This is a genomic window from Halorussus gelatinilyticus (assembly GCF_023238445.1).
Classification (GTDB): Archaea; Halobacteriota; Halobacteria; order Halobacteriales; family Haladaptataceae; genus Halorussus; species Halorussus gelatinilyticus.
On the sequence record NZ_CP096658.1, the window covers coordinates 232,908 to 257,100 of the forward strand.

At 66.5% G+C, this 24,193-nt stretch carries 30 protein-coding genes and 1 tRNA gene; 16 read left to right on the forward strand and 15 right to left on the reverse strand.

Annotated elements, in window-relative coordinates:
- Window positions 1-21: 21 nt before the first annotated feature.
- The 6 genes from M0R88_RS01160 to M0R88_RS01185 all read left to right on the forward strand — a co-directional run bounded on the left by M0R88_RS01160 (window position 22) and on the right by M0R88_RS01185 (window position 4,164).
- The gene (locus tag M0R88_RS01160; protein WP_248655136.1) at window positions 22-435 is read left to right on the forward strand and encodes an archease; all 414 of its coding nucleotides are present in this window, start codon (window positions 22-24) and stop codon (window positions 433-435) included.
- A 33-nt stretch (window positions 436-468) separates the two neighbouring features.
- Window positions 469-1,578 carry a DoxX family protein gene (locus tag M0R88_RS01165; protein ID WP_248655137.1) on the forward strand — a complete coding sequence of 370 codons (1,110 nt, stop codon included), beginning with the start codon at window positions 469-471 and terminating at the stop codon, window positions 1,576-1,578.
- The gene (locus M0R88_RS01170; RefSeq protein ID WP_248655138.1) at window positions 1,575-3,053 is read left to right on the forward strand and encodes an RtcB family protein; all 1,479 of its coding nucleotides are present in this window, start codon (window positions 1,575-1,577) and stop codon (window positions 3,051-3,053) included. The genes M0R88_RS01165 and M0R88_RS01170 overlap by 4 nt, the downstream gene beginning before the upstream one ends.
- A gap of 46 nt (window positions 3,054-3,099) precedes the next feature.
- Window positions 3,100-3,354 carry a hypothetical protein gene (locus tag M0R88_RS01175; RefSeq protein WP_248655139.1) on the forward strand — a complete coding sequence of 85 codons (255 nt, stop codon included), beginning with the start codon at window positions 3,100-3,102 and terminating at the stop codon, window positions 3,352-3,354.
- Window positions 3,355-3,587: 233 nt separating this feature from the next.
- Window positions 3,588-3,797, forward strand: a complete 210-nt coding sequence (locus M0R88_RS01180; RefSeq protein ID WP_248655140.1) for a DUF8015 family protein — start codon at window positions 3,588-3,590, stop codon at window positions 3,795-3,797.
- Between the two features lie 166 nt (window positions 3,798-3,963).
- Entirely contained in the window at window positions 3,964-4,164 is a 201-nt protein-coding gene (locus M0R88_RS01185; RefSeq protein ID WP_248655141.1) for a ribbon-helix-helix protein, CopG family, read from the forward strand.
- A gap of 12 nt (window positions 4,165-4,176) precedes the next feature.
- On the opposite strand, the gene M0R88_RS01190 is transcribed toward M0R88_RS01185, so the two are convergent.
- Window positions 4,177-4,530, reverse strand: a complete 354-nt coding sequence (locus M0R88_RS01190) for a DUF7969 family protein (protein WP_248655142.1) — start codon at window positions 4,528-4,530, stop codon at window positions 4,177-4,179.
- A 282-nt stretch (window positions 4,531-4,812) separates the two neighbouring features.
- Between M0R88_RS01190 and M0R88_RS01195 the strand changes: the two genes are divergently transcribed.
- Window positions 4,813-5,664 carry an eIF2B alpha/beta/delta subunit family protein gene (locus tag M0R88_RS01195; RefSeq protein WP_248655143.1) on the forward strand — a complete coding sequence of 284 codons (852 nt, stop codon included), beginning with the start codon at window positions 4,813-4,815 and terminating at the stop codon, window positions 5,662-5,664.
- A gap of 43 nt (window positions 5,665-5,707) precedes the next feature.
- Window positions 5,708-6,163, forward strand: a complete 456-nt coding sequence (locus M0R88_RS01200) for a hypothetical protein (RefSeq protein WP_248655144.1) — start codon at window positions 5,708-5,710, stop codon at window positions 6,161-6,163.
- An 11-nt stretch (window positions 6,164-6,174) separates the two neighbouring features.
- On the opposite strand, the gene M0R88_RS01205 is transcribed toward M0R88_RS01200, so the two are convergent.
- Together M0R88_RS01205 and M0R88_RS01210 are read right to left on the reverse strand one after the other, a co-directional pair.
- The gene (locus tag M0R88_RS01205) at window positions 6,175-7,317 is read right to left on the reverse strand and encodes a Gfo/Idh/MocA family protein (protein ID WP_248655145.1); all 1,143 of its coding nucleotides are present in this window, start codon (window positions 7,315-7,317) and stop codon (window positions 6,175-6,177) included.
- 92 nt (window positions 7,318-7,409) lie between these two features.
- Window positions 7,410-7,793, reverse strand: a complete 384-nt coding sequence (locus M0R88_RS01210) for a DUF7522 family protein (protein ID WP_248655146.1) — start codon at window positions 7,791-7,793, stop codon at window positions 7,410-7,412.
- Between the two features lie 150 nt (window positions 7,794-7,943).
- Between M0R88_RS01210 and M0R88_RS01215 the strand changes: the two genes are divergently transcribed.
- The gene (locus M0R88_RS01215; protein WP_248655147.1) at window positions 7,944-8,435 is read left to right on the forward strand and encodes an NUDIX domain-containing protein; all 492 of its coding nucleotides are present in this window, start codon (window positions 7,944-7,946) and stop codon (window positions 8,433-8,435) included.
- On the opposite strand, the gene M0R88_RS01220 is transcribed toward M0R88_RS01215, so the two are convergent.
- Window positions 8,436-9,404 (reverse strand): sugar phosphate isomerase/epimerase family protein, encoded by a 969-nt coding sequence (locus M0R88_RS01220; protein WP_248655148.1) that lies wholly within the window; start codon window positions 9,402-9,404, stop codon window positions 8,436-8,438.
- 116 nt (window positions 9,405-9,520) lie between these two features.
- Complete coding sequence (locus M0R88_RS01225; protein ID WP_248655149.1) at window positions 9,521-10,021, reverse strand: helix-turn-helix domain-containing protein; 501 nt, start codon at window positions 10,019-10,021, stop codon at window positions 9,521-9,523.
- 116 nt (window positions 10,022-10,137) lie between these two features.
- On the opposite strand from M0R88_RS01225, the gene M0R88_RS01230 reads away from it, so the two are divergent.
- The 4 genes from M0R88_RS01230 (at window position 10,138) to M0R88_RS01245 (ending at window position 12,309) form a co-directional block, all read left to right on the forward strand.
- Window positions 10,138-10,662, forward strand: a complete 525-nt coding sequence (locus tag M0R88_RS01230) for a DUF7344 domain-containing protein (protein WP_248655150.1) — start codon at window positions 10,138-10,140, stop codon at window positions 10,660-10,662.
- Window positions 10,649-11,353, forward strand: a complete 705-nt coding sequence (locus tag M0R88_RS01235; RefSeq protein WP_248655151.1) for a DICT sensory domain-containing protein — start codon at window positions 10,649-10,651, stop codon at window positions 11,351-11,353. The genes M0R88_RS01230 and M0R88_RS01235 overlap by 14 nt, the downstream gene beginning before the upstream one ends.
- Before the next feature lie 57 nt (window positions 11,354-11,410).
- Window positions 11,411-11,812, forward strand: a complete 402-nt coding sequence (locus tag M0R88_RS01240; RefSeq protein WP_248655152.1) for an acyl-CoA thioesterase — start codon at window positions 11,411-11,413, stop codon at window positions 11,810-11,812.
- A 134-nt stretch (window positions 11,813-11,946) separates the two neighbouring features.
- A complete protein-coding gene (locus tag M0R88_RS01245) occupies window positions 11,947-12,309 on the forward strand; it encodes a hypothetical protein (RefSeq protein WP_248655153.1) in 363 nt (120 codons plus the stop codon).
- A 191-nt stretch (window positions 12,310-12,500) separates the two neighbouring features.
- Here M0R88_RS01245 and M0R88_RS01250 read toward each other — a convergent pair.
- Window positions 12,501-12,585, reverse strand: a tRNA-Leu gene (locus M0R88_RS01250).
- A gap of 172 nt (window positions 12,586-12,757) precedes the next feature.
- Between M0R88_RS01250 and M0R88_RS01255 the strand changes: the two genes are divergently transcribed.
- Complete coding sequence (locus M0R88_RS01255; RefSeq protein ID WP_248655154.1) at window positions 12,758-13,315, forward strand: DUF420 domain-containing protein; 558 nt, start codon at window positions 12,758-12,760, stop codon at window positions 13,313-13,315.
- Between the two features lie 22 nt (window positions 13,316-13,337).
- Here M0R88_RS01255 and M0R88_RS01260 read toward each other — a convergent pair whose 3' ends face one another.
- The 3 genes from M0R88_RS01260 to M0R88_RS01270 form a co-directional block, all read right to left on the reverse strand.
- Window positions 13,338-13,610, reverse strand: coding sequence for a hypothetical protein (locus M0R88_RS01260; protein WP_248655155.1), 273 nt, complete (start codon window positions 13,608-13,610; stop codon window positions 13,338-13,340).
- Window positions 13,611-13,636: 26 nt separating this feature from the next.
- The gene (locus M0R88_RS01265) at window positions 13,637-14,134 is read right to left on the reverse strand and encodes a hypothetical protein (protein WP_248655156.1); all 498 of its coding nucleotides are present in this window, start codon (window positions 14,132-14,134) and stop codon (window positions 13,637-13,639) included.
- A 76-nt stretch (window positions 14,135-14,210) separates the two neighbouring features.
- On the reverse strand, window positions 14,211-14,939 hold the full coding sequence (locus M0R88_RS01270) for a hypothetical protein (protein ID WP_248655157.1): 729 nt from the start codon (window positions 14,937-14,939) through the stop codon (window positions 14,211-14,213).
- A gap of 91 nt (window positions 14,940-15,030) precedes the next feature.
- On the opposite strand from M0R88_RS01270, the gene M0R88_RS01275 reads away from it, so the two are divergent.
- On the forward strand, window positions 15,031-15,666 hold the full coding sequence (locus M0R88_RS01275) for a DUF1989 domain-containing protein (protein ID WP_248655158.1): 636 nt from the start codon (window positions 15,031-15,033) through the stop codon (window positions 15,664-15,666).
- Between the two features lie 99 nt (window positions 15,667-15,765).
- Window positions 15,766-16,509 (forward strand): YqcI/YcgG family protein, encoded by a 744-nt coding sequence (locus M0R88_RS01280; protein WP_248655159.1) that lies wholly within the window; start codon window positions 15,766-15,768, stop codon window positions 16,507-16,509.
- A 40-nt stretch (window positions 16,510-16,549) separates the two neighbouring features.
- Here the strand turns inward: M0R88_RS01280 and purF are convergent, their stop codons facing one another.
- The 6 genes from purF to M0R88_RS01310 form a co-directional block, all read right to left on the reverse strand.
- Window positions 16,550-18,109, reverse strand: a complete 1,560-nt coding sequence (purF, locus tag M0R88_RS01285) for an amidophosphoribosyltransferase (RefSeq protein ID WP_248655160.1) — start codon at window positions 18,107-18,109, stop codon at window positions 16,550-16,552.
- Window positions 18,110-18,615: 506 nt separating this feature from the next.
- Window positions 18,616-18,789, reverse strand: a complete 174-nt coding sequence (locus M0R88_RS01290; RefSeq protein WP_135852914.1) for a 50S ribosomal protein L37e — start codon at window positions 18,787-18,789, stop codon at window positions 18,616-18,618.
- On the reverse strand, window positions 18,786-18,977 hold the full coding sequence (locus tag M0R88_RS01295; RefSeq protein ID WP_248655161.1) for an LSM domain-containing protein: 192 nt from the start codon (window positions 18,975-18,977) through the stop codon (window positions 18,786-18,788). Before M0R88_RS01295 ends, M0R88_RS01290 begins: the two co-directional genes overlap by 4 nt.
- Before the next feature lie 132 nt (window positions 18,978-19,109).
- A complete protein-coding gene (locus M0R88_RS01300) occupies window positions 19,110-21,917 on the reverse strand; it encodes an AAA domain-containing protein (protein WP_248655162.1) in 2,808 nt (935 codons plus the stop codon).
- A gap of 422 nt (window positions 21,918-22,339) precedes the next feature.
- Window positions 22,340-22,516: a DUF7501 family protein gene (locus M0R88_RS01305; RefSeq protein WP_248655163.1), complete on the reverse strand. Its 177-nt coding sequence runs from the start codon at window positions 22,514-22,516 to the stop codon at window positions 22,340-22,342.
- A 142-nt stretch (window positions 22,517-22,658) separates the two neighbouring features.
- Entirely contained in the window at window positions 22,659-23,888 is a 1,230-nt protein-coding gene (locus M0R88_RS01310) for a Cdc6/Cdc18 family protein (RefSeq protein ID WP_248655164.1), read from the reverse strand.
- Window positions 23,889-24,193: the final 305 nt, after the last annotated feature.

A 24,193-nucleotide genomic window follows, 5' to 3' on the forward strand; every position in this document is an offset into this window, starting at 1 on the left:
CGCGGCGTCGTCGCCTCGGACATGAGCTACGAACTCCGCGACCACACCGCCGACGTGGCGGTGGCGGCGACCGGACCGACCCTCGCGGCGGTCTTCGCCGCCGCGGGCGACGGGATGGCGGGCGCGATGTGCGACGAGATTCCCGCCGATGCCGGCGAGCGATTCGACTTCGAGGTCACGGCTGAGAACCGCGAAGCCCTCCTGTTCGACTACCTCGACCGACTCATCTACGAGCGCGACGTGCGGGCGGTCCTCCCGGTGGACAACGAGGTCGAGATTCGGGGGGACGGCGAGGAGTTCGTCGTGACCGGGAGCGCCCGCGGTGTCCCGCTCGCCGACGTCTCGGCGCGCGAAATCAAGGCCGTCACCTACTCCGACATGGAACTGGTCGAGACGGACGACGGGTGGCGAGCCTACGTCGTCCTCGATGTATGAACACTTACGGCGCGACGCGACTTTCGTGGACGCATGAACTGGCGACGAGTGACACCGCTGGTCGTGCTGACGACGCTCCTCTCCGTTTCCGGGACCGCGAGCGCTCACGTCCGCTACGTCGTGGACAGCGCCGAAGACGTGGTGAGCGGGCTCCGATTCCTCATCGACGTACTCTCTGACCCGTTCAACGCCGCGCTGGTCGGCGGCGGCGCGCTCGGCGTCGCCGTCGCCGCGCTCGCGTACCTCCGGTTCCGGCCCGCAGCCCGCGACCTCGCGGTCCTGCGCGGGACGCTGTCGGGCTACGACGACCTCGTGCCGTGGATGCTCAGGCTCTCGGTGGGCCTTCCGCTGGTCGGCGCTGGCTTCGCGGGCTACTTCTTCACGCCGCTCGTGACCGCCGACCTACGGGTGCTACAGGTCGCGGTCGGCTTCCTCCTGCTGTTCGGACTAGCAACCCGCGTCGTGGCGCTAGTCGGCCTGCTGGCGTATCTTGCGGGGCTGGTCGCCGAACCGGCGCTCCTGTTGTCCGGCGAGTACGTCGGCGGCTTTCTGGCCATCGCGCTGCTCGGCGGCGGCCGACCGAGCGCCGACCACATGCTCCAGCGGATCGCCGAGGACGAGCGGACGCTGTACGGTCGATTCGACCCGGTTCACCGCGCGGCGTCGTGGCTACACGCCCGGACCGACCCCTATCGGGAGTACGCGCCGACGCTGGTTCGGCTGGCGCTCGGGTTCAACTTCTTCTATCTGGGGTTCACCCAGAAGCTGTTCGCGCCCGGCCCGGCGCTCGCGGTGGTCGAGAAGTACGACCTCACGGCGGTCGTGCCGGTGGACCCGGGGCTGTGGGTGGTCGGGGCGGGACTCACCGAGATGGCCGTCGGGGTCGCGCTGTTCGTCGGCCTCTTCACTCGCGCGACGGCGGCGACGGCGTTCACGATGCTGACGCTCACGCTGTTCGGACTGCCAGACGACCCGGTGCTGGCTCACGTGACCCTCTTCGGGATGGTGTCGATGCTGTTCATCACGGGGTCGGGACCGCTCGCGGCCGACGAGCGACTTCGGGCGGCCGCGTTTGGTGACGGGTCACGCACGGGGGCGGATGGCGAAACGTCTTCGGCGTCCGGGCCGAACCAACGGGTATGACCAGCGACGACGCAGGAGAGACCTACGACGCGGGCGAGGTCACGCTCCACAAGGTCCGTGACTACGTCTGGGAGATTCCGAAGGAGGGCGACATGCGCGTCCCGGCGCGCGTGCTCGCCAGCGAGACCCTGCTCGACCAGATAGCCGACGACAAAACCCTCGAACAGCTCAAAAACTCGACCCATCTGCCGGGCGTCCGGAAGCACAACGTCTGCATGCCCGACGGCCATCAGGGGTACGGCTTCCCGGTCGGCGGCGTGGCCGGCATCGACGCCGAGGAGGGCTGTATCTCACCGGGAGCGGTCGGCTACGATATCAACTGCGGCGTCCGGATGATGAAGACCGACCTCACCTACGAGGATGTGCAGGGCCGCGAGGAGGAACTGCTCGACGCCCTGTTCGCCAACGTTCCGTCGGGACTCGGCGGCGGCGGTATCGTCGAAGGCGACATGGACGCCGTGGAAGCCATCCTCGACCGCGGGATGGAGTGGGCGCTCGAAGAGGGCTGGGCCGTCGAAGAGGACCTCGCGCACTGCGAGGACGAGGGCGTGCGCCACGATTCGGACCCCGCGAAGGTCTCCCAGAAGGCCAAGGACCGCGGGAAGAACCAGATCGGGAGCCTCGGGTCGGGCAACCACTTCCTCGAAGTCCAGCGCGTGACCGACACGTACCTCGACGACGTGGCCGACGCCTACGGACTGGAGGAGGGCCAAATCGTCGTCCTCATCCACTGCGGGAGCCGCGGGTTGGGCCATCAGGTCTGCACCGACTACCTCCGAGACATCGAGAAGGCCCACGCCGGACTGCTCGACCAGTTGCCCGACAAGGAACTCGCCGCCGCGCCAGCGGGGAGCCACCTCGCGGAGGACTACTACGACGCGATGTGCGCCTGCATCAACTTCGCGTGGGTGAACCGCCAACTCATCATGCATCGCACGCGCCAGGTGTTCGAGAAGGTCTTCGACTCCGAGTGGGAGTCGCTGGGCATGGACCTGCTGTACGACGTGGCCCACAACATCGCCAAGAAGGAGACGCATACGGTCGAAGACGGCGAGGAAAGAGAGTTGTTCGTCCACCGGAAGGGCGCGACCAGAGCCTTCCCCGCGGGCCACGAGGAGGTCCCCGGCGCGTACCTCGACGTGGGCCAGCCCATCATCATCCCCGGCAGCATGGGCGCGGGGAGCTACGTCCTCCGGGGCGGCGAGGAGTCGATGGACCAGACGTTCGGTTCGACGGCCCACGGCGCGGGCCGGACGATGAGTCGGACGCAGGCCAAGAAGGACTACTGGGGCGGCGACGTGCAGGACGAACTCGAACAGGAACACATCTACGTCAAGGCCCAGAGCGGTGCCACGGTCGCCGAGGAAGCGCCGGGCGTCTACAAGGACGTGGACGAAGTCGTCCGGGTCTCGGACGCGCTGGGCATCGGCGACAAGGTGGCGCGGACGTTCCCCGTCTGTAACATCAAGGGGTAGCGCGGACCCCCGAAGTTGATACGTCCACCCGCCGATTTACTGAGCGATGGCCCTCTTCGAAGCAATTGTAATCTTCCTCGTCGGGTTCGTCTCGGGCACCGTCGTCCGGTGGTTCGCGGGCCTCGCCGCAATCGTCGCGCTCGTCCTCGTTGTCCTCGGGGTCACGACGCCCGAAATAGGACTGATAAACCAAATCATCGACCAGTACTACCTCGGTAACGAACTGCTGTTCATCTCCGGGTTCCTGTTCGGCATCGACGCCGAGCGGACCACGGAGGTCGTCGCCGAGCGGCGGGAGTGACACTCAGTAGCGGCAGTGACCGGCGACCCCGAGCGAATACTACCGGCGGCCGAGAGGGAGGTGAGCAGGTCGAGTCCGGAGGGCACCTTCGAAGCGAGGCGGTACCGCAAGAAGAGAACCCTGGTTCGATTTCAGTTCTCGCCGACTCCATAAGTTATGGATATTATTTTCAAATCCATCGTGTTTCTAACCATGTGGATTTATGTACCTATGACGCGTAGTATGAAGTACACATGAACTACTACGACCTCATCCTCGGCCTGATTCCGCTCACTCTCCTCGGTCTCACCGCCCTTCTCACGACCGTCGGCGTTGGTCTCACGGCCGCCGTCCCGGTCGCTGGCGCGGTTTCCGTCGGGATGATCGGTCACGCGATGTTCGTCCGGACCCCGACCGACGCGCTCGGGACCGACGCCGCCGCGACTTCGGCCGTCAACCAGTAATCGACTGGCCGTTCTCTCGCTTTTCCTCTCGACTTTTCTTCCCCACTCTTCCTCGGTGTGTTCTCGCACGTCGCTCTCGTTCCTCCCACCGGTCCGACTACTTCGACGCACGTCGGCCGCCCGTCTGACGAATTTATTTGTGTCCGTGCTTCGGTGGATTCTCAATATGCATCAGGACCACCTCGACATGGAGTCGGTCACGCTCGAACTCTCCGAGGAGGAACTCGACGCTATCGACGACATCGCGTTCGCCGACCACCGGGACAACCGCGAGGCGGCGATACGCGAACTCCTCGACAGGTGGATCAAAGAGCGCGAAAAGCCGGAATCCGAAGACTCGGACCCCGAGGCGGACTCCGGAGAGTGAGCCCGGCGAGAGCTACGGGTTGAAGTCGAATCGGGGGCCGTCGTCCTCCTCGGGGTCCTCCGCGCCGGGTATCGTCGGACCGTCCACCGTCGGGGGAACGAACGACCGGTCTTCGGGGTCTACCTCCTCGCCGTCCTCGTACTTCACGAAGCTCAGGTAGTACACCTCGCCGCATCCCTCGCCGTCGGTTTCCTCGGCCCCGCAGACGAGTTCCACGCCGTCGGCGTCTTCGAAATCGTCGTAGGCGTCGGCGTACTCCCACCCGTCGAGCGGGTCGGGCGTCACGCACTTGTCGGCGAGGTAGCCCTCGCGTTCGAGAGCGGCGATGGCTCCGCATCGCGGGCAGTAGTATCGGACTTCGGTCATGGGAGACCGTTGGCGGGGCGGCTACTTTCGACTATCGCCGAGGAGCGTTCGATGTGTCTCGTCTGGTCTCGCGGACCCGCGTCGAACGAGTAGGGAAGCGAACTGTAGCCGACACGAAGGAGTCTCCCACACCGGCCAGCGCACGCCGGAGTGAAGGGGGCAGTACAGCGAACCCGGAAACAGAAGCGGCGACCCCGCGAAGGCCTCCGGTTTCCGACCGCGAATCCGCGTCTGGTGCGTCGAGAAGCAAGACCTTTGGCGCGCGCCGGAGACCCTTCGTGTATGATAGACGAGACGGTCGAGGAGATTCGGGAGATGCAGACCCACAGCTCCTCCGTCGTCGCCGTGAAGGCCGCCCGCGCGCTGGAGGACCTCCGCGAGCGCGAGTTCGCCTCGGTCGAGGACTTCGAGCGCGACCTCGAACGCAACTCGTCGGCGCTCCGTCGCGCCAACCCCTCCCACGCTTCGCTGGTGACGACCCAGCGCGCCATCGTCTCGATGGTCGAGGACGCCGACGCGGGAACCGTCGAGGAGGCCAAGGCGGCGCTCGACGGCGCGGTCGATAGGGTGGTCGAGCAGGTCGAGACCGCCAAGCGCCGGGCCGCCCAGAACGCGATGGACTTCGTGGAGGACGGCGCGACCATCATGACGCACGACTACTCCTCGACGGTGCTGGAGGCCATCGAGCGGGCGGTCTCCGACGGGCGCTACCTGACGGTGTACGTCACCGAGGCGCGGCCGCGCTACCTCGGTCGCAAGACCGCCCGCGCACTCGCGGAGATGGACCGCGTGGACGCCCACCTCGTCGTGGACGGGGCCTGCGGTCACTACCTGCCCGAGTGCGACCGCGTGCTGTTGGGCATGGACTGCATCGTCGAGGACACCCTCTACAACCGCATCGGCACCTTCCCGTTGGCCGCGACCGCGGACAGCGTGGACGTTCCGGTCACGGTGGTCGGCTCCTCGGCAAAGCTGGTCGGCGAGGGCTTCCGGTTCGAGAACGACTTCCGGTCGCCCAGCGAGGTGCTGCTGGAACCCGCGGAGGGCTTCTCGGTGGAGAACCCGGCCTACGACGCGACGCCGACCGACCTGCTCGATTCGGTCGTCACCGACGAGGGCGTCCGGGAGTTCTGAGGAGCCAGCAGGCCGAAGGGTCCGGACGCAGTAGCTTCCGCCGATGGACCCGAGAAGCCGACTCGCGCACAACCTCACCGCCGAGTCGGAGGCCTACGGCTACACCCTCACCATCTGGGGGTCGGGCGCGATGCTCATTTACAAGGTCCAGACGCCCGACCTGTTTCACATCCTCCTGCTGGCGTTCGGTGCGATTCTGGGGTTCGCGGTCCTCGGGGCGTTCGCCTTCCAAGAGATGGTCCGGGAACCCGCCGAAGACGACACCCCGCTGGTCGTCACCTCGATGGTCCACGTCTTCTCGACGCTCGGCAATCTGGTCGTGGGCTACGTGCTGGTCCGGTTCGTCGTGACCCACTCGACGCCGGGGTGGCTGGCCTTCCCGCTCGTGGGGTTTCAGGCGACGTTCCTCTACAACGTCTTGCTCCTGCTGGAGGACTTCCTCTCCGAGCGGTTCGTGAAGGAGACCCGGTTCGGCGAGGACTTGGAAGAATCGGACTGAGAGGCGAGCGACTACTCCACCGCGACCCACTCGCCGCGCTCGTCGCTCTCCTGAATCGCCGCGAGGGCGCGCTGGACCGCCAGCCCGTCGTCGAAGTCGGGATGATACTCGTCCCCGGAGTCGATAGCCGACAGGAACTCGTAGTTCTCGTGGACGAAGGTGTGTTCCCACCCGAGGACGTGGCCCGGCGGCCACCAGTGTTCGACGTAGGGGTCATCGGCGTCCGTGACCAGAATCGTCTCGTAGCCCCGGTTGCCGTCGCGCAGGACCTCCAACTCGTTGAGGCGTTCGAGCGAGAACTTGAGGCTCCCCTCCGAGCCGTGAATCTCGATGGCGTGGTCGTTCTTGTGCCCGTTGGCGAACCGCGAGGCCTCGAAGGTCGCCATCACGCCGCCTTCCAGTTCCGCTTGCGCGGAGTAGGCGTCGTCGACCGTGACCTCGCGCGTCTCGCGTTCGGCGGTTTCACCGCCTTCCCGAGACTTCTCCGGAGTCTCGCTATCCTCCACCGGGCGCTCGTCCACGAAGGTCCGGCAGTGGCCCGAGACGCGTTCGAGGTCGCCGACGAGGAAGCGCGCGAGGTCGATGGTGTGCGCGCCGAGGTCGCCCAAGGCCCCGCTCCCGGCCATCTCCTCGCTGTTGCGCCACGACCACGGGGCCTCGGGGTCCACCAGCCAGTCCTGCAGGTAGCGCCCGCGGAAGTGGTGAATCTCGCCGAGTTCGCCGTCCTCGATGAGGTTCTTGGCGTACCGGAGCGCCGGAACGAACCGGTAGTTGAACGCCGTCGCGGTCGGGACGCCCGCGGACTCGGCGGCCTCGGCCATGCGCTCGGCGCTTTCGAGGTCGTTGGCCAGCGGTTTCTCCGAGAGGACGGGGGTGCCGGCTTCCAGCGCGGCGATGGACGGCTCGGCGTGGACGTGGTTCGGCCCGAGGTTGTAGAAGGCGTCTACCTCGTCTACGACGTCCGCCCAGTCGGTCGCGGTGGTCTCGAACCCGAGGCGGTCGGCCGCGTCCGCGAGCGCCGCCTCGTCGCGGCCGACGAGGACGTGGCGCTCCACGTCCGGGGCGTCCGGGAAGAACATCGGGAGCCGAGCCAGCGCGTTCGCGTGGGCTTTGCCCATGAATCGGTAGCCGAGAACTCCGACTTTGAGAGTCATATCGTCGCAGGTCTACTCGGCGAAGGTGCTTAGTGTTTCAGGAGACGGCGAGGCTTCGTCTGCCGTAGGCCGAAGAGCGAAGCGGCGGTGGTTCAGTCGTCGGTCTCCTCGGCCAACACCGACCGCAGCGCCGACGCGAGTTCCTTGAACCGGTCCATCTCCATCGCGTCGGTGGTCACGAACGCGCCGCGGTCGCCGACGATGACCCGCGTCAGGTAGCCGTGGTCGAACACGCGCATCGTGAACTGGTACGGGCCGAGTTCGGTCTCCTCGTACAGCGTCTGGGAGCGGAATCCGAGTCGCTCGTTGTCGGCGAATCCCACGAGGTCGGCGTCGGATTCGAGGTCCTCGCGGAGGTAGAGCTGTTCCTCGTCGTCCTCGGTGAAGTACGTCACGCTCCGGAGTTCGTCGCCGACGGTCGTTCGACAGGTGCTGACTAGCTGGTCGGCGAGGTCGTCCGAGACTGTTTCCCCCATAGCCTCCTCGTCAACCCACAGCAGGAAAAGTGCTAGTGGCGGTCGCCGGGATTCGGGAATCGGCGAGCGGGGACGTCGGTCCGGAGAACGAACGCGCGGAGACGACGGAACCGTCGGTTTTTTCTCCGTCCTCCGGGTTCCGAGAATCCCATGGCCGGGACAGACGACGCCGCCGAGACGAACGACGACGCCATCAGAGTCACCGCGCGCGGCGTCGTCACCCGCGAGGAGGACGACGGCCGTCGGGGAGACGGCGACAGCGACGAGGAGCTACTGGTCGAGCGCGAGCGCGACCCCGCGGGCGAGGCCTTCTATCGACCGCTCGGGGGTGGCGTCGAGTTCGGCGAACACAGCCGGGACGCGCTCCGGCGAGAGTTCCGCGAGGAGCTGGGCGTCGAACTCGCGGCGATTTCGTCGCTCGGGACCTACGAGGACGTGTTCACCGTCGCGGGCGAGACCCAACACGAGGTCTGGCGGCTCTACGAGGCCGACATCGCGGCGTCGTGGCCCTACGAGGAGGACGCCTTCACCGCGACCGAACCCGAGACCGGCGAGGAGATAGCGTGCGTCTGGAAGTCGGTCGGCGAGTTGGAAGGAGACGGCGAGACGTTCTATCCCGCGGCGGCGCTGTCGGACCTGTAATCAGGCCCAGTGAACTTCGCCGGGTTGCTCGCGGAACACCGCGCGCTGGAGCATGGCGACCGCTTTTTCGAGGCCCTCGTTGGAACTGGTCAGCGAGTCCTCGTGTTCGATGGACAGAGCACCGTCGTAGCCGACCATCCGGAGCGTGCTCACGATGTCCTTCCAGTGTCCTTCGCCGTGGCCGTACCCCACGGAGCGGAACAGCCACGAGCGGTCGGCCTCCTCGTCGTAGGGCGTCGTGTCGAGAACGCCCTTCGTCCGGGCTTGGGCCTCGTAGACCTTAGTGTCCTTCGCGTGGAAGTGATGGATGGCGTCGCGTTCCCCGAGCAGGCGGATGGCGTCGGTGACGTCGATACCCTGCCAGTAGAGGTGCGAGGGGTCGAAGTTCGCGCCGATGCGCTCGCTGGTCTCCTCGCGTAACCGGAGCATCCCCGACGGTTCGTACACCAGCATGTTGGGGTGCATCTCGATGGCTACATCGACGCCGTGGTCGGCGGCGTGGTCGGCGACGTCCGACCAGTAGGGGATGGCGACCTCCTCCCACTGGTACTCGTGGGCTTCGGCATGTTCGCCGGGCCACGGCGCGGTTATCCAGTTGGGTGTCTCGTCGTTCGGACTCCCCGCCGGAAGCCCCGAGAAACACGTGACCGTGTTCACGTCCAACTGGTCGGCGAGTTCGATGGCTTCCCGCAACTCGACGTCGGCCTGCTCGGCGGTCTCGTCGTCGGGGTGGAGCGGATTGTTGTGCGTGGCCAGCGCCGAGATGCGCATCTCGTACTCGTCCAGCAGGTCGAAGAGGTGGTTCTGGGCCTCGTCGTCGTCCAGATACTCCTCGCGCGGCAGGTGGGTGTCGCCGGGGTGGCCCCCGACGCCGGGTTCGATGGCGTCCACGCCGATTCCGTGGAGGTACGCCATCGCGTCGTCCAGCGACTGCCCGTACAGCGGTGGTGTGTGAACGCCGATGTCCATACGTCGTCCACCACGGATGGATTGAATAAGATTGTGGGACCGCGACGGCAGCAGCGGTCCCGAGAACTGCCCCGAGTCCGCGCTTGTCCGAGTCCTCCCTTCGCCCCCGAGACGCGCTACTCTTCGGCCAACTGCACGTCGAGGCGCTCCTCCAGCGCCTCGATGAGCGCGCCGCCGACGTTGGCCTGATTCGCCCGGCCCTGCTCGACCGCCAGCAGGTCGTTCTCGGCCACGTCCAGTTCGTCGGCGAGTTCGCCGCGCTGGAGTCCCTCGTCCCGTCTGGCCTGTTCGACCGTCTCGCCGTAATTCGAGACCAGATACGGGAGCGGGTCGTCGTCGTAGTTGGTGCCCTCCTCCTCCCAGTGGCGCGAGTCGCCGTCGTAGACGCCGCTGGCCTTCGCGGTGTTCTGGGCGGCCTTGCGCTTGCGCTCGCGCTCGTCGTCGCCGCCGGAGTCGGTCTGCTGGTTGTCGTTGTGCGAGGAGGCACAGTCCGAGCAGACCTGCAACAGCGCACCGGCCACGTTGGCCTCGGTCAGCGAGTCGCTCGACGTGCCACAGAGTTCGCACGAGCCGCCGCCACCACTGCCGGACGACCCGCCGGTCGAATATTTAGCCATATGGAATCCAGTAGGGACACGAAGCATTTGAATACCCCGCTTGCCGGTCGGAACGACCGGTCGGCGGACCGGCAGGCCCAAACACTCTTTTCGGTGTGGTAACAATAAACAGGACAATGGCGGACGACTCGACCGACGACCCGAACGACGCCGAAGACTCGCCGGACGCCGGGGATTCGCCGGACGTCGAGAACTCGCCGGCCGCCGAGGACCCGGACGGCGCGGCGGAGTCCGACGAGGCCGCGGCCTCGGCGCTGGTCGATACGGTGTTCGGTGCAATTTCGAGCGACCGCCGCCGCTACGCGCTTTACTACCTCCGCAACCGAGGGAAGACCGACGTCGAGACGCTGGCGACGGTCGTCGCGGGGTGGACGAGTACGCTCGGGGACCCGACCGCGGTGGTGACGCCCGACGACCGCGAGCGCGTCCGAATCGCGCTCCACCACACGCACTTGCCGCGACTCGAACGCGAGGGGTTCGTCCGGTACGACCGCGAGACGGGGACGGTCGAACTCGCCGACGTGCCGGAACTGCTCGACACCGTACTGGCGCGCTCGCTCGACCAGCGACGACGCGGGGTCGGCCCGCGGGCGACCGACGACTCCGACTGGAACGACTCTCGGACCGATGACGCTCCGTGACTTCCTCGACGGGGTCGCCTCGTCGCGCCGGACCGTCACGATGTTCGCACCCCGGCCCTGCGAGTCCGTCGAGACGTACTTCGAGAGTCGAAACGTGACCGTCGAGTACGAACCGATTCCCGACGACGGCACCGACGGGTTCGTCGTCCTGAGCGTGGACGGCGAGTTCGTCGGGAGCGCGGGCGTCGCCGCGGTCCGCCACCTCGTCTCGCCGAGCGCGGCCGACCTCGAACCGGGTGCGAACGAGGCGGTTCGCGCGGCGATGGACCTGCTCGCCGAGACCACCTTCGTTGCGTTCGAGCGTCGGCAACTGCTCGCGGCCAGCCGGGAAATCGAGGACCGCGCTTACCGGGTCGGCCACGGGACGCTCCGGGCGGGATTCCAGTCGGCCCGCGCGTTGGCCGCCCAGCGCGACGCGTACGCGACCTTGGCTACCGAGACGCTGCTGGACGTCCACATCTACGGTCGCCTCGACTGGGAACCGGACGTGCCGGGCGCGACGGTTCACGCCGAAGCGCCGGGCGAAATCGGCGCGTTCTGGTTCGTCGTCTTCGACGGCGGCGACGCCGACCGGCAGGCCTGCGCGCTCCTCGCCGAGGAGTTCGAACCGGGGACGTTCCGCGGCTTCTGGACCTACGACCCGGAACTGGTCGGAGAGGTCGGCGCGTATCTCGCGGCGACCTACGGGTGACCGTGCGAACGTTCGGAATCGACAGACCGAACTACCGACCGACCCCACCACGAGACGATGAGCGACTACTCGTTTACCCACGACGTAGACGTTCGCTACCGCGACCTCGACCCGATGGGTCACGTGAACAACGGGGTCTACGCGAGTTACCTCGAACAGGCCCGCATAGCGTACTTCGAACAGGTGCTGGACGTGCCGTTGCGCGACATCGAGTCCGTCCTCGCCAGCCTCGAACTCGACTTCCGGCGACCGGTCGAGATGGACCACGACGTGACCGTCGCCATGCGCGTGCCCGAAATCGGCGAGTCGTCGCTCCCGATGGAGTACGAAGTGCGCGCCGACGGCGCGGTCGCGGCCACCGGCGAGACGGTGCAGGTCGCCGTCGAGAGGGAGACCAAGTCCTCGCGGCCGATTCCGGAGTCGTGGCGCGAGAACATCCGGGAGTTCGAAGGACTGTAACCGGGGCTTTCCGAAACGCGTGAACCGTTCGGACCGCGACGACACCGTTCATCGGTCGCGTTTGTGGCCGGGGATTCGGCTCGAGCGTGAACCGTCGTCACCGTTTATTCGCCTCTCGGTGGAACCGCCGCGTAGTGAACGACTTCGACCGAAGGCACGCCGCCCGCTCCGCCACCGACCGTGACGTTCCGTCCGAGCGTGAGGCGCTTTCCGACCGCGACGACACCGCCTGCGACCCTCTCGTTTCCGGACTCCTGCCACGCGACTACGCCGGTCGAGGCGCGAGGTTCGTTCGGCGTTCGAATCGCCAGCGCGAGGAGACGAGGATGTACCGGGCGCTCGCGGTGGAAATCGAAGGTGAACCGACGACGCTTCTCGTCGGCCCGCAGGCCAGCGTCTCGCCGACGCGGGCGTACCGCATCGTGGCGGTCCGGGGCGTCCGGTCGGGCCGACTGGTGACGGTCAGATTCCGCCCGACGCGCTCGCCGACGAAGTGAGGACTCCGGAGGTCGGGAGTCACGTCGATTGTTTGGAAGGACGGCAGCGCGTAGCTCTCGCTCGGGAGTTAGCGTCCGAAGGAATTGTGCGTGGGTGCAGTCCCAAGGGACTCCACCTGCATCGTCCTCGGCGGTTACACCGCCTCGGTACGTGGCAGAGCCACGGTACGTGGCAGAGCCACGCTATGCGATGCGTGGGACCGGATTTGAACCGGCGGACCCCTACGGGACAGCGCCCTCAACGCTGCGCCGTTGGCCTAGCTTGGCTACCCACGCTCGCGGTGTCTTTCTCTGCACTCAGACGTAGTAGCCAAGCGAATAAAATGCCTTTCGTTTCGACTGCGGGGAAGACAGGAACCCGCACGGCGCGCCGTGTTCGAGATTTCCGGGCTTCGACGCGGCGGCGGACACGGCAAGGCGTATGACGGACCGCTCCTAACGTCCGGACATGCAACGACTCGTCGAGCGGCACGTCCCCGCAGTGACCGGGGTCCTGACCGTCGTCTCGCTCGCGCTGGTGTTCGCGGCGGCGCTCCGCGTCGTGCCCGCGGGCGCACTCCCCCGTGCGCCCGACGCCGTGCTGTCGGCCATCCCGCATCTCAACGCCGTCATCAGCGTCGTCGCGTTCGGCGTCGTCGGCGCGTCGTGGCGGGCGATTCGCCGAGGGAACGTCGAGCGTCACCGGACGGGGATGCTGGCGGGCGTGGTCCTCTTCGCGGCGTTTCTGGTCATGTACCTCTACCGGGTCGCGCTCCTCGGCCCGACCGAGTTCGCGGGTCCCGCGGTGGTCGAGCGGTTCGTCTACTACCCGGTGCTGGCGATTCACATCCTGCTCGCGGTGGTCTGCATCCCGCTGCTGTACTACGTCCTGCTCCTCGGGCTAACGCGGCCCGTCTCGGAACTGTCGGCGACGAACCACCCCAAGGTCGGGCGCGTCGCGGCCTCGCTGTGGATGACCTCGTTCGCGCTCGGCGTGATGGTCTATCTCATGCTGTACCTGTTCTGATTTCCCGGCCCCCGAAATCGCCTCACTCGTCGCCGTACGTCTCCAACAGGACTTCCCACGTGTCGCGACTCTCGTGGTACTCGCTGGCGACGATGCGACCGTCCCGTCCGATTTCGAGCGCGTGCCTCGGTTCGCGGAGTTGCACCCATCTGAGTTCGGGCGGGGTCCCGTCGGCCGACTCCTCGTCGCCCGACGCCGCGGAATCGGACGGCGCGGCGTCCGATTCCGCGACGCTCCCCTCGGTGGTCCCCTCGCCTGTCGCCGGCCGGTCTCGCTGATCGTGACCGTAAGCCATCCTCGTCTCCGACGGTCCGGCGGAGATTAACTGTTACGTCCGAGCGGGTCGTCCTCGTCCGAGTCGTCGTTCTCGCCTGCGTCGCCGGTCCCGAGGGAGTCGTCGCCGCCCAGTTCGTCGTCACTGGTCCGGTCGTCGCTCTCGTCCGAGTCGTCGGGTTCGCCGCCTGTCACGTCGATGCTGACGCTCTCGGAGCGACTCGCGGACTCGGTCGTGGTACTGCGCTCGTCGCCGCCACCGCTCCCGCCGAGGAGCCTCGTCCGGAGGTCGTCGGCGACCGACTCGACTTGGTCGCGGAGCGTGCTGACCTCCTCCTCGAACTGTTCGACGGTCCGCTCGACGTGGTAGACCCGCGAGGCGGGGATGCGGCGCACGAGGTCGCGCCCGCGGTCGTCCTCGCCGGTCTTGAGTATCCAGTGGTCCTGAAAGTAGGCGACGTGTTCGTTCTGGACCGTCTGGGATTCGGCCTCGCCGTCCGGTCCCTCGTACACGATAGTCGCCTCTCCGAGGTCTTCTTCGACCATGGGCGAATCGTCGGCTTCGAGACGGGTACCAACTGTGGCCGAGAGGGCGAGCAGTTCCGGCGGTTCGAGGCTCCCGTCACCGAATCTGGATGTGCTCGCGGGCGCAGTCGGCGAAGTAGAGGTGGTCGCGCTTGGGGTACCTCTCCGGGCGCGGGTCGTTCCGTTCGCCGCAGAGATTGACCCCACCGCCGCCGTGTCCCATCGGCGTCCGGTTCCACGACTTCGTCCCCTCGTCGACCCACGTGCGGCCCCAACTGCGCTCGTGACCGCCCGCGTGGAGGTTGTGCCCGAGTTCGTGGAGGGTGCCGTAGACGCAGTGACGCGGGTCGTCGGGAGCCACCCACTCGGCCATGTCGGCGTCCTCGGTGAGCGTCCCGGCGGGCGCGACGGCCGCCCGTTTCCCGAGTTTCGAGATGCCACCGCCCGCGCGGTCGGTGAGCAGGAGGTTCGAGTCCTTCCGGACGTGCGGAGTGCGCTCGTCGGCGAGTCGCTCCGACCACTGGTCGAGCTGGCGGCGCTTGTTCTCCCGGTCGGGTCTCGACGGCGCGATATCTTGGACCGGCGGGAGGTCCCACGTCACGCGATACGGGACGCCGAGTCGCTCGAACGCCCGCTCGACGTACTTCGCGACCTGCTCCTCGGGGTGGCCCTTCGCCCGCTTCGAGAGGTCGCCGGTCTGACGGACGGACACCTCGACGGTCGGTCGTGCGGAGGACGGTTGCGCGGAGTCGGTCGGCGTCGCCGAATCGCCCGGTCGCGGGGAGTCGCTCGGCGTCGGCACGTTCGAGAACTCTTTGACTCTCACGGGGTGACTCCGTGACTCGGAAGCTTAGGCACTCTGGCCGGGCATCGAGACTGCCGAGCGGCTTTTCCCTCAGGCGACCGTCAGCCGCCCCGTGGAGACCCATCGCATCCCGGCGAAGAGCGCCGGCGCGTTCGCTGTCGAGGCCGACGCGTCGTTCTCGGTCGTCACCCCGGAGCCGAGACAGGTCGCCGACTTGGTCGCGTTCGTCCGCGGGAACCCCGCCGAAGCGTTCGCCCAGTCGTACACGCGAGACCTCAACGGTCGCCTCCGCATCTCGACCGGCGACGCCCTCTACACTACTGCTGGCCGCGAACTACTGACGATAACCGACGACGACTGTGGCGTCCACGACATCATGTTCGGCCCCTGCACCGAGTGGATGCTCACCGACCGGCCGACCGACGAGGGGTACCAGAACGAACCCGGCGGCTGTCGGGAGAACCTCGCGCTCGCGCTCGACGCATACGGACTGGACACCGCCGTCCCGAACACAATGAACGTGTTCCAGCGCTCGACGGTCACCGACCAAGTCCACTTCGACGTGCGCGAGAGTCCGGCGTCGGCCGGCGACGCGGTGACGTTCCGGGCAGAGCGCGACGCCGTCGTCGCGGTGTCGGCCTGCTCGGCGAAGGGCGTCGCCAGCGGGACGACGCTGACGCCCATCGACGTGGCCGTGTCCGACGGGACCGAGGTCTCGCTCGCCTCCGTCCACGACGACCGTCCGTGACGGTCCCCGCCCTCCCTCCAGACGAATTACCTGCATCGTGTCACCGTATATCACCGAGGCCACCGCGCTTAACTGCGCGAAATCCAAGGTAGAGCCAGAATGAAGGGTCCTACCACTCGAACGCGAATCGAGTCCGCCATCCGCGAGAACGACCTCGCGGCGTGGAAGGCCGAACGCTACCGGGCGTTCCACCGGACTATGACCGACGAGGAGGCCCCGTTCCCGTGCTACTTCGCGGTCGACGCCCACCGTGACGGCGATTTGCGTTACCTGTTCGCACCCTCCGCGACCACCGAGACCGGGAAATCGGTCGTGGCCGACGGTCTCGCCCGATACCTCGACGGCGCGCGGGGTATCGCCGATATCACCGCACTCGCTGCCTTCTTCGAGTCGCCGGACGGAGACCTCTCGGTCGCCGACTACCGCGAACGCGTCTGGGACCTCCTCGCCGCGCTCCGCCGGAACGACCCGGAGCCGTGGCCGGACGACGTGCCGGCCGACCCCGACGACCCCGAGTGGGAGTTCTGTTACGCGGGCGAGCCGATGTTCGTCGTCGCTCGGGCACCGGCCTACGACCGGCGACACAGTCGTCACGCGCCCCACGGACTGGAACTCACCGTCCAGCCGAGATGGGTGTTCGACGGCCTCGGCAGCGACACGGAGGCCGGTCAGCAAGCGCGTGCGGTCATCCGGGAGCGACTGGATGAGTACGACAACGTGCCGCGCCATCCCGCCATCGGTGACTACGGCGACCCGGACACCAGAGAGTGGAAACAGTACGTCCTCTCGGACGACAACGACGAGACGTTCGAGGAGTTCCCCGTGGACAATTGGGACACCTGAACTGGCCGGTCGGACGCGATCGAGGGGAGAACGAGCGGGTTCAGTCGTCGGCTTGCGCGGGCGTGCCGACCTCGGGCCGGGAGACGTCGCGGTCGGTCTCCTCGCCCTCGATGTCGTAGGGGTACTCGCCGGTGACACAGCCCATGCAGAGGTCCGCCCCGCTGGTGTCGAGCGCGTCGGCGACCGCCTCCGTCGAGAGGTACGCGAGGCTGTCTGCCTCGATCGCCTCTCGAATCTCCTCGACGGACTTGTCCGCGGCGATGAGTTCCTCGCGGGTCGCCATGTCGATGCCCATGTAGCAGGGCGCGACGATGGGCGGGGCACCGACGCGCATGTGGACCTCCTCCGCGCCGCAGTCCTTGAGCAGGGCGACGAGTTGGGTCGAGGTGGTCCCGCGGACTATGGAGTCGTCGATGATGGTGACGGTCTTGCCCTCGACGGTGGACTTGATGGGGTTGAGTTTGAGGCGGACCGCGCGCTCGCGTTCGTCCTGTGTCGGCATGATGAACGTCCGGCCGACGTAGCGGTTCTTCATCAGGCCCTCGGCGAACTCGACGCCGGCACCGTCCTCGTGTTCGTCGTCCTCTTGGGCGGCCTCGGCGTACCCGGAGGCGAACGCGCGCCCCGAGTCGGGCACGGGCATCACGACGTCGGTGTCGATGCCGCTCTCCTCCCAGAGCTTGCGGCCCAACTCGCGGCGGACCTCGTAGACGAGGTGGTCGTCGATGACGCTGTCGGGGCGCGCGAAGTAGACGTGTTCGAAGAAGCAGTGTGCCGTGTTCTCGCGCTCGAACAGTTGGTAGGAGTCGAAGCCCTCGCCGTTCGGTTGGAGGACGACGAGTTCCCCCGGCCGCACGTCGCGGACGAGTTCGCCGTCGAGGGTATCGATGGCCGCCGACTCGCTGGCGAGGACGTAGCCGTCGTCCAACTCGCCGATGCAGAGCGGGCGGTTGCCCTCGGGGTCCCGGACCCCCAGCACGGTGTCGTCGTGCATGATGGTCAGCGAGTACGAGCCGTGGATGCGGCCCATCGTGCGCTTGACGGCGCGCACGAGGTCGGCCTCCAGCAGGTTGCGCGCGAGGTCGTGGGCGATGACCTCGGTGTCGCCGTCGGAGGTGAACGCGTGGCCCTCGGCGGCCAACTCGTCGCGCACGTCCTCGGCGTTGACGAGGTTGCCGTTGTGGCTCAGTCCCAAGGCACCGCTCCGGAACGAGACCGTGAACGGTTGCGCGCAGGACTTGTCCACGCTCCCCGCGGTGGGGTACCGGACGTGGCCGATGCCCGCGCTCCCGCGCAGGGCCTCGATGTCGTCCTGGTCGAAGGCGTCGCCGACGAGTCCCATCTCGACGTGGTCGTGCTGTTGGAACCCGTCGTGGGTGACGATGCCCGCCGACTCCTGTCCGCGGTGTTGGAGCGCGTACAGCGAGTAGTAGAGGGGGCGCGCGGCGTCCCGCTCGGCGAGCGAGACCCCGACGACGCCGCACTTCTCGGTCGGACCCGACAGGTCCGGGCGACTCGCACCCGCTTCGGAGGGCGCTGACTCGCCCGTCTGGGCGTTCTCGGTCGAAGCGTTGCGGGCCGCGTCCCGGCCGTTTGGCATGGGCGAAGCTACTGCGCCACCGTAGTAAAAACCCTCGCTATCGTGCCGAAAATCCCGACCGACGACTCGAATGTATGCACGTTCTCGCACACTTCCAGTTACAGCACTGAAACCTCCGATTCCGGCCTCGACGCCGCCCGACGATGGCGTCGGGCGCACTCAGTGACGCAGGCCACCGCAGCTGCGCTCGGTGACGGCTCCGCCAACGAACGCTCGACCGGCCAACCGAACCGTCTGGGTGGACCGAAAGGGGCCGCCCGGTCGCGTACAGTTCAGTCGTCTCAGCGACCTCTCTCCGGAGTGAACGCAGTGAGCGGAGGAGATGTAGCTGAGCGACCGCGAGCGGGCGGGGGCTTTCTGAAACGGCTTCGTTACGGCCGTCGCTGTTCCTGCGAGGCGTTCGGCGACGACTGTTCACGAGCAATCGAAAACCAAAACTCGAACGGACGTACCAGCGGCTACTCGATGTAGAGAGACCGCAGAGAGAAAGAAGCGTTCGAGTGCGATTACTCGCCGGACTTGCTCTGCCACTCGTAGTCGCGGCGCTTCTTCGACTTACCGAAGCCGCAACTCGAACACTCCTTCTTTTTCGTGTGATACGACTTCTCGCCACACCGACGGCACTTCGTGTGGGTCGTGGTGTTCTTCTTCCCTTGGCTCGGGGTACCTGCACCAGTCATGGGTTAATCGAAACGAGGTTATCGCCGCGTATAATGGTTGTGTCTTCCTCCTCGGTGTCTTCCAGCACTAGATTCATGTGTTGGTCGTACCCGGTCAGGATGCCCTCGTACTCCTCGCCGCCTTTCAATCGCACCGTAACCTCCTCTTGCAGGGAGGCTTCCAGTACGTCGAGCGGTCGTCCACTCATATCAGTATCGCCACCCGTCGAAGTCTTAAACGTACCGGAAACGGCTCTCTGGAGGAAAGTTTCATCACGCGCGCTCAGAATTGAATTGTTGACAGGTCGGGGGCGAACGTCTCGTCTCGACCGGCGACCGACTCACCGCGCCCACTCGACCATCCGCGAGTAGAGGTCGTCAGTTCGCAGGGCCTCCTCGTCGCCGACCAGCACGAGCGACTTCTTGGCGCGCGATAACGCCACGTTCACCCGGCGGTAGTCCTCGAAGATGGGGCTGTCGAGGTCCTGCGTGGCGACGAACGAGACGACGACGACCTCTTTGCTCGAGCCCTGAAACCGGTCCACCGTGTCCACCGTCACCGCGTCGGGGACCCGGCGACCGATTTCTGCAACCTGCGCGCGGAACGGCGCGATGACGCCGATTTCGGCCGGTTCGAGCCCCGCCGCGACGAACTCGCCGACGACCTCGGCCACGCGCTCGGCCTCGATTGGGTTGGTGTTGCCCTCGGTACGGCCGTCCGGGTCCAGGAACGAGACGCCCCCGCGCCCGCGCAGTTCTGCGGACACCTCCGTCTCGGCGACGTGCGGCAGGTCCGCGAGGCGCTGGGCGGCCACCTCGCCCGTCGCAGGGCGCAACTCGCCGTCGTAGAACTCGCGGGAGGAGAACGCCTGAATCCGCTGGCTCATCCGGTACTGGCGGTCGAGCATCACGCCCGCCTCGGGCGACTGTTCGATGAGGCGCTCGAACAGCGAGGTCGAGAGGTCGTTTTCGGTTCGGACGACGGGCGGCAACTGCTGGTGGTCGCCGACCAGCACGAACCGGTCGGCGAGGTTCACCGCCGCGAGCGTGTTGGGTTCGGTGAGTTGGGACGCCTCGTCCACCAGCGCCGCGTCGAACGACTGTTCGCGCATGATTCGAGAGCCGCAGGTCGCGGTCGTGGCCGCGACGACGCTCGCGTCGCGCAGTTTCGCGACGCGCTCGCCGGGGTCGCCCGCCTGCTCCAGTCGCAGGTCCTGCATGTCCTCGCGGACGCCGCTCTCGGTGCCGACGCGCACGATGTCCTCGAAGCCCTGTTCGCGGAGGGCTTCGAGCGCGTTGTCCACCGCGCGGTTCGTGAAGGCGGAGAGGAGGACGCGCTCGCCCCCTCCGGCGGTTTCACCGCCTCCGGTTCGAGGCGAGTCCGTCGCCTCGCCCTGCTCGACCATCGCGCGAATCGTCCTCGCGATGGTGTAGGTCTTGCCCGTGCCGGGCGGCCCGTGGACCAGCGCGAAGTCCTCGGCGTTCACCGCGAGGTTCACCGCGTCGTTCTGCGCTTCGTTGTTGTCGATGTACGTCTTGTGGGCGTCCGCGAACTCGGGGTTCGCCCGGTCGAACAGCACGTCCTTCCGTCGCTCGTCGCCCTTCAGCAGGAAATCGTGCAGAGCGGTCAGCATTCGGTCGGCCGAGAGTTCGGAGGGGTAGACGTCGAGTCGCCGCAACTCGACCGGTTCGTCGGCCGTGACGACGATTTCGTCGCCCAACCGTTCGACTCTGGCCAGCTCGGCGTGACCGTTCACCGGGTCGCCGTCGCTGGCCAGCACCACGTCGCCCTCCCGGATTTTCGACACCGCGGCCCCCGCGCGCTCGGCGCGCATCTCCCATCGGCCGCCGTCGAGTTGACGCCGGTCCGTCGGGTCGAGGTCGATGAGCGCGCGGTCGTCGTCGGCGCGCTCGGCGGCGGTCTGCTCCCAGAGTTTCGCGTACTCGGCGTGGGTCGCCCGGCGCTCCTCCTCGATTAGTCGGTAGATGCGGTCGAAGTAGTCGCGCTCCTCCTCGGGAATCGCGGTCCCGATTTGGCCGGCCTTCGACTCCTGGTCGAGTCGGCCCGAGACCACCATGCAGGTGTCCTGCTCGAAGCAGTACTCGCAGGTCGCGTCGGCCTCGTAGCCGGTCGGGACGCCGGGGTTCTCCCGGTCCGACGCGTCGGAGTTGACCGCTTCGTACTCCATCGCCGCGATTTCGTTGCGCGTGCGGACGACGAAATCGAGGAGACCGTCGCCGATGGTGAACTCCTTGGCCGGCGAGAGGTCGCCGTCTTCCTCGGTCCGGTCGAGCGCGGAGTTCTTGGTGTACAGCAGCGTGCCGGTGTCGGCGGGCACGCCCTTCTCCTGGAGGAGTAGGGCGTAGCAGGCCGCCTGAATCTTGTCTTGAAACCGGGGGTCGCGCTTGAGGTTCTTGCCGGTCTTCAGTTCGACCGGCATCCCCCTGCGGAGCGCGTCGGCCCGACCCTTGATGCCGAACCGCTCGCTGATGAGCGTCTGCTCGCTCCGCCAGTCGTCATTATGCGACCACGTCGCATCGCTCGATGAGCTTTGCTCATCGGTGTCTTCCGTCAGGGCACCCTGCGCGAGCCACCCCTCTATCGCGGCGGCGTTCTGGCGGACCTCCTCGGCCACCTCGTCGCGCTCGCGGCCGAGCAAGCCGAGTTCGAGCCCGGCCTCCGCGACGCGCTCGTCGATGGACTCGTCCAAGTCCCTGCCCCGGAGCAGGTCGCCGAACACCTCGTGGACGATGGTCCCCTTGACGACCGGGTACGCCAGCGGGATGCCCGAGAGTTTATTGAGGTAGTACATCCGTGGGCACTGGACCCACGACCGGACGTCGGTCACGTCCACGAGGAACGAGGGTTCCACGACGACGTAGGAGTCCTTGCCCGTCGAGTAGGTCGTCTCGCCGCGGTACTCGTCCTCCTCGACGTTGGTGACGAGCAATTCCATGCCGACGTCGAGGAGGTCGGCGCTCTCGGTCCACTTGCCCCACAGCGTGACCGTCTTGTGGTCCGCCTTCCCCGCGGCCCCGCCGTGGCCGTCGTCCTCGCGAACCGTCACCTCCGCGAGGTCGCGCTCGCCGTACTGCGTGCTGACCGTACGGACCTCTCCGACTTCCGCGACTTCTCCCCGAACGTTCACGAAGTTGGGTAGCGCCCGCCGGTAGAAAAATCCCTTCGGTCGGCGGTGGGGTCGGCGGTCGGATGGTCAGACGGCGATTGCCGGTAAACTCGTTCGGACCGCGACGAAGAAAGCGGAGGGTGGTCAGCGGGCGATACTACTCGGGAGTTCGGCGGGTGCGACTCGCGTTCTCAGTCGGCACCGTAGGGCAGGACGTGCCCGCACGCCGAACAGGACTCGTAACCGTGTGCGTCTACGATTTCACCGCTGCACTCTGGGCATCTCATCGTGAGCGACGGTAGCCGAGACGAGGGTAAAAGCCTTCCTATAATATTGGTTATTTCGTTTAGTCTGTATTAGGAGCCCTATTATTTCATGCTGCCAAGCGAGAACCATCGCACGTCAGCTGTCGGCGAAAAGCATTGAGAAGGCCTTTCCTGCCGCTATCCGGACCAGCCGGCGCAGATATCGTCGTTGACGTTGCTCCGCCACGTCTCGAAGCCGTCCTCGCAGTCGGGGTTATCGTGGATGTGGTCGATGAAGCCCGCGCCGGGGTTCCGGAGTTCACTGCCGCAGAAGGGGCAGTCGTTCGGGTCGTTCCACGTCGGTGTCGTTGACATGGATAGTACGCCGACGTTCTGGCGTATAAGTTCTGTGCAGGTATATCTAAAATACCTTAGTTGGCATAATATAGCCCTAATATTCTCGTTTCGACGAAGCGATTCGCAGCGTAGTGCCGGATCCGGCGAGCCGTGAGACGCCTCAGATGCCGAGGTCCGCGATTCGGGAGTCCCGGTTGAGGACCTTCTTGACGATTTCCGGCTCTTCGAGCAGTCGGTGTTTGGTGTGGACGCCTCGGCCGCGACCCCGGCCCTTCGTCTCGGAGTTGATGACGTTCAGGAAGTCCTGTTCCTGGAGAATCTCTTGGACGCGGCGCTCGGAGAGCGGGTCCATGTCGAGGTCCGACGCGATGGTCTGGTACTGCCGGTAGATCTGCTGGGTCGGGAACTGGTCGCGGGGCTTGTTCTCGGTCAGGAGAGTCAGCGCGAGCAGGATGGCCTTCGCCTGCGTCGGCGCGCCCTCGATGAGTTCGGCGAAGCGGTCGGCCTCGGTCTTCTCCTTGGCGGCGTAGACGTGTTCCTCGGTGACCACTTCGTCCTCCTGCTTGGTGGCGATTCGGCCCGCGTTTCGCAGGATGTCGATGGCCTTCCGCGCGTCGCCGTGTTCCTGGGCGGCGAGTGCGGCGGTGAGCGGAACCGCGTCGTCCGAGAGGACGCCGTCGCGGAACGCGTCGGCGCGATTCTGGAGGATGTCCACGAGTTGGTGGGCGTCGTAGGGCGGGAAGACCAACTCGTCGTGGGCGAAACTCGACTTGACGCGCTCGTTGAGTTCGTCCGGGAAGTCGATCTTGTTCGAGATGCCGATGATGCCGATAGTCGAGTCGGTGACACGGCGGTTCTCGCCCGCGCGAGAGAGTTTCCGGAGGACTTCGTCGTCCTCCAGCATGTCGATTTCGTCGAGGATGACGATGACCACGTCGCTACAGGTGTCGATTATCTGCCAGAGTCGGTCGTAGTAGTCGCCGGTGCCGAGACCCCGCTGGGGAACCTTGATGCCGGTCTCGTTCGGGTCGTTGAGTTCGCGCCCGATGGTCTTGATGACCGACGCCTCGGTGGTCTGTTCGCCGCAGTCGATGAAAGCGGTGCGGACGTTCACGCCCTCGTGTTCGGCCTCGTTCTCGACGCGCTTGGAGACGCTCCGGGAGATGAGCGACTTGCCGGTCCCCGTCTTACCGAAGATGAAGAGGTGGGTCGGCTCCTGCCCGAAAATCGCGGGATTGAGTGCCTCGGCGACTTTCTGCATGTGCTCGTCGCGCCCTACGATGCGGTTCGGGCCGGGGAGGTGAGAGATGCGCAACAGATCCTCGTCCGCGAATATCGGCTCGTCGTAGCGAAACAGGGGGTCCCTCTCGCCGTCGTCGTCGGTAGCCATCAGTTGCCACTGCATTCGTACTTCAACATATAAATGGAGGGGGTATCGTCGCGGATGTAACTCGGTGCCGAACACGGAGCCAGCGTCGGTTGCCGCCTCTTCGAGCGAGTCGTCACCTTTGGAGTACCCTCGCGGATGTTCTACGGAGTACGATGTTCGAGACCGCAGAGTCGAGACGGATGGAGAGACAGACACCCACCTCGCGGATGTAAGCGGGCGGGGAGGGGTGGGGAGAAACGGACAGAGGTGAGGAGTGGGAAAGAGAGTAGAAAGGGAGAAAATTGGAGAGAAAAGAGTAAGAGAGG

Bases quoted from the DNA above. Each gene is read 5' to 3' on its own strand.
- M0R88_RS01235 (WP_248655151.1), top strand. From the start codon at position 10,649: ATGACGCTCCGTGACTTCCTCGACGGGGTCGCCTCGTCGCGCCGGACC.
- M0R88_RS01225 (WP_248655149.1), bottom strand. From the start codon at position 10,021: ATGGCTAAATATTCGACCGGCGGGTCGTCCGGCAGTGGTGGCGGCGGC.
- purF (WP_248655160.1), bottom strand. From the start codon at position 18,109: ATGCCAAACGGCCGGGACGCGGCCCGCAACGCTTCGACCGAGAACGCC.
- M0R88_RS01165 (WP_248655137.1), top strand. From the start codon at position 469: ATGAACTGGCGACGAGTGACACCGCTGGTCGTGCTGACGACGCTCCTC.
- M0R88_RS01305 (WP_248655163.1), bottom strand. From the start codon at position 22,516: ATGTCAACGACACCGACGTGGAACGACCCGAACGACTGCCCCTTCTGC.
- M0R88_RS01170 (WP_248655138.1), top strand. From the start codon at position 1,575: ATGACCAGCGACGACGCAGGAGAGACCTACGACGCGGGCGAGGTCACG.
- M0R88_RS01295 (WP_248655161.1), bottom strand. From the start codon at position 18,977: ATGAGTGGACGACCGCTCGACGTACTGGAAGCCTCCCTGCAAGAGGAG.
- M0R88_RS01255 (WP_248655154.1), top strand. From the start codon at position 12,758: ATGCAACGACTCGTCGAGCGGCACGTCCCCGCAGTGACCGGGGTCCTG.
- M0R88_RS01290 (WP_135852914.1), bottom strand. From the start codon at position 18,789: ATGACTGGTGCAGGTACCCCGAGCCAAGGGAAGAAGAACACCACGACC.
- M0R88_RS01205 (WP_248655145.1), bottom strand. From the start codon at position 7,317: ATGACTCTCAAAGTCGGAGTTCTCGGCTACCGATTCATGGGCAAAGCC.
- M0R88_RS01185 (WP_248655141.1), top strand. From the start codon at position 3,964: ATGCATCAGGACCACCTCGACATGGAGTCGGTCACGCTCGAACTCTCC.
- M0R88_RS01230 (WP_248655150.1), top strand. From the start codon at position 10,138: ATGGCGGACGACTCGACCGACGACCCGAACGACGCCGAAGACTCGCCG.
- M0R88_RS01210 (WP_248655146.1), bottom strand. From the start codon at position 7,793: ATGGGGGAAACAGTCTCGGACGACCTCGCCGACCAGCTAGTCAGCACC.
- M0R88_RS01220 (WP_248655148.1), bottom strand. From the start codon at position 9,404: ATGGACATCGGCGTTCACACACCACCGCTGTACGGGCAGTCGCTGGAC.
- M0R88_RS01215 (WP_248655147.1), top strand. From the start codon at position 7,944: ATGGCCGGGACAGACGACGCCGCCGAGACGAACGACGACGCCATCAGA.
- M0R88_RS01190 (WP_248655142.1), bottom strand. From the start codon at position 4,530: ATGACCGAAGTCCGATACTACTGCCCGCGATGCGGAGCCATCGCCGCT.
- M0R88_RS01260 (WP_248655155.1), bottom strand. From the start codon at position 13,610: ATGGCTTACGGTCACGATCAGCGAGACCGGCCGGCGACAGGCGAGGGG.
- M0R88_RS01200 (WP_248655144.1), top strand. From the start codon at position 5,708: ATGGACCCGAGAAGCCGACTCGCGCACAACCTCACCGCCGAGTCGGAG.
- M0R88_RS01310 (WP_248655164.1), bottom strand. From the start codon at position 23,888: ATGGCTACCGACGACGACGGCGAGAGGGACCCCCTGTTTCGCTACGAC.
- M0R88_RS01240 (WP_248655152.1), top strand. From the start codon at position 11,411: ATGAGCGACTACTCGTTTACCCACGACGTAGACGTTCGCTACCGCGAC.
- M0R88_RS01265 (WP_248655156.1), bottom strand. From the start codon at position 14,134: ATGGTCGAAGAAGACCTCGGAGAGGCGACTATCGTGTACGAGGGACCG.
- M0R88_RS01175 (WP_248655139.1), top strand. From the start codon at position 3,100: ATGGCCCTCTTCGAAGCAATTGTAATCTTCCTCGTCGGGTTCGTCTCG.
- M0R88_RS01180 (WP_248655140.1), top strand. From the start codon at position 3,588: ATGAACTACTACGACCTCATCCTCGGCCTGATTCCGCTCACTCTCCTC.
- M0R88_RS01280 (WP_248655159.1), top strand. From the start codon at position 15,766: ATGAAGGGTCCTACCACTCGAACGCGAATCGAGTCCGCCATCCGCGAG.
- M0R88_RS01160 (WP_248655136.1), top strand. From the start codon at position 22: ATGAGCTACGAACTCCGCGACCACACCGCCGACGTGGCGGTGGCGGCG.
- M0R88_RS01195 (WP_248655143.1), top strand. From the start codon at position 4,813: ATGATAGACGAGACGGTCGAGGAGATTCGGGAGATGCAGACCCACAGC.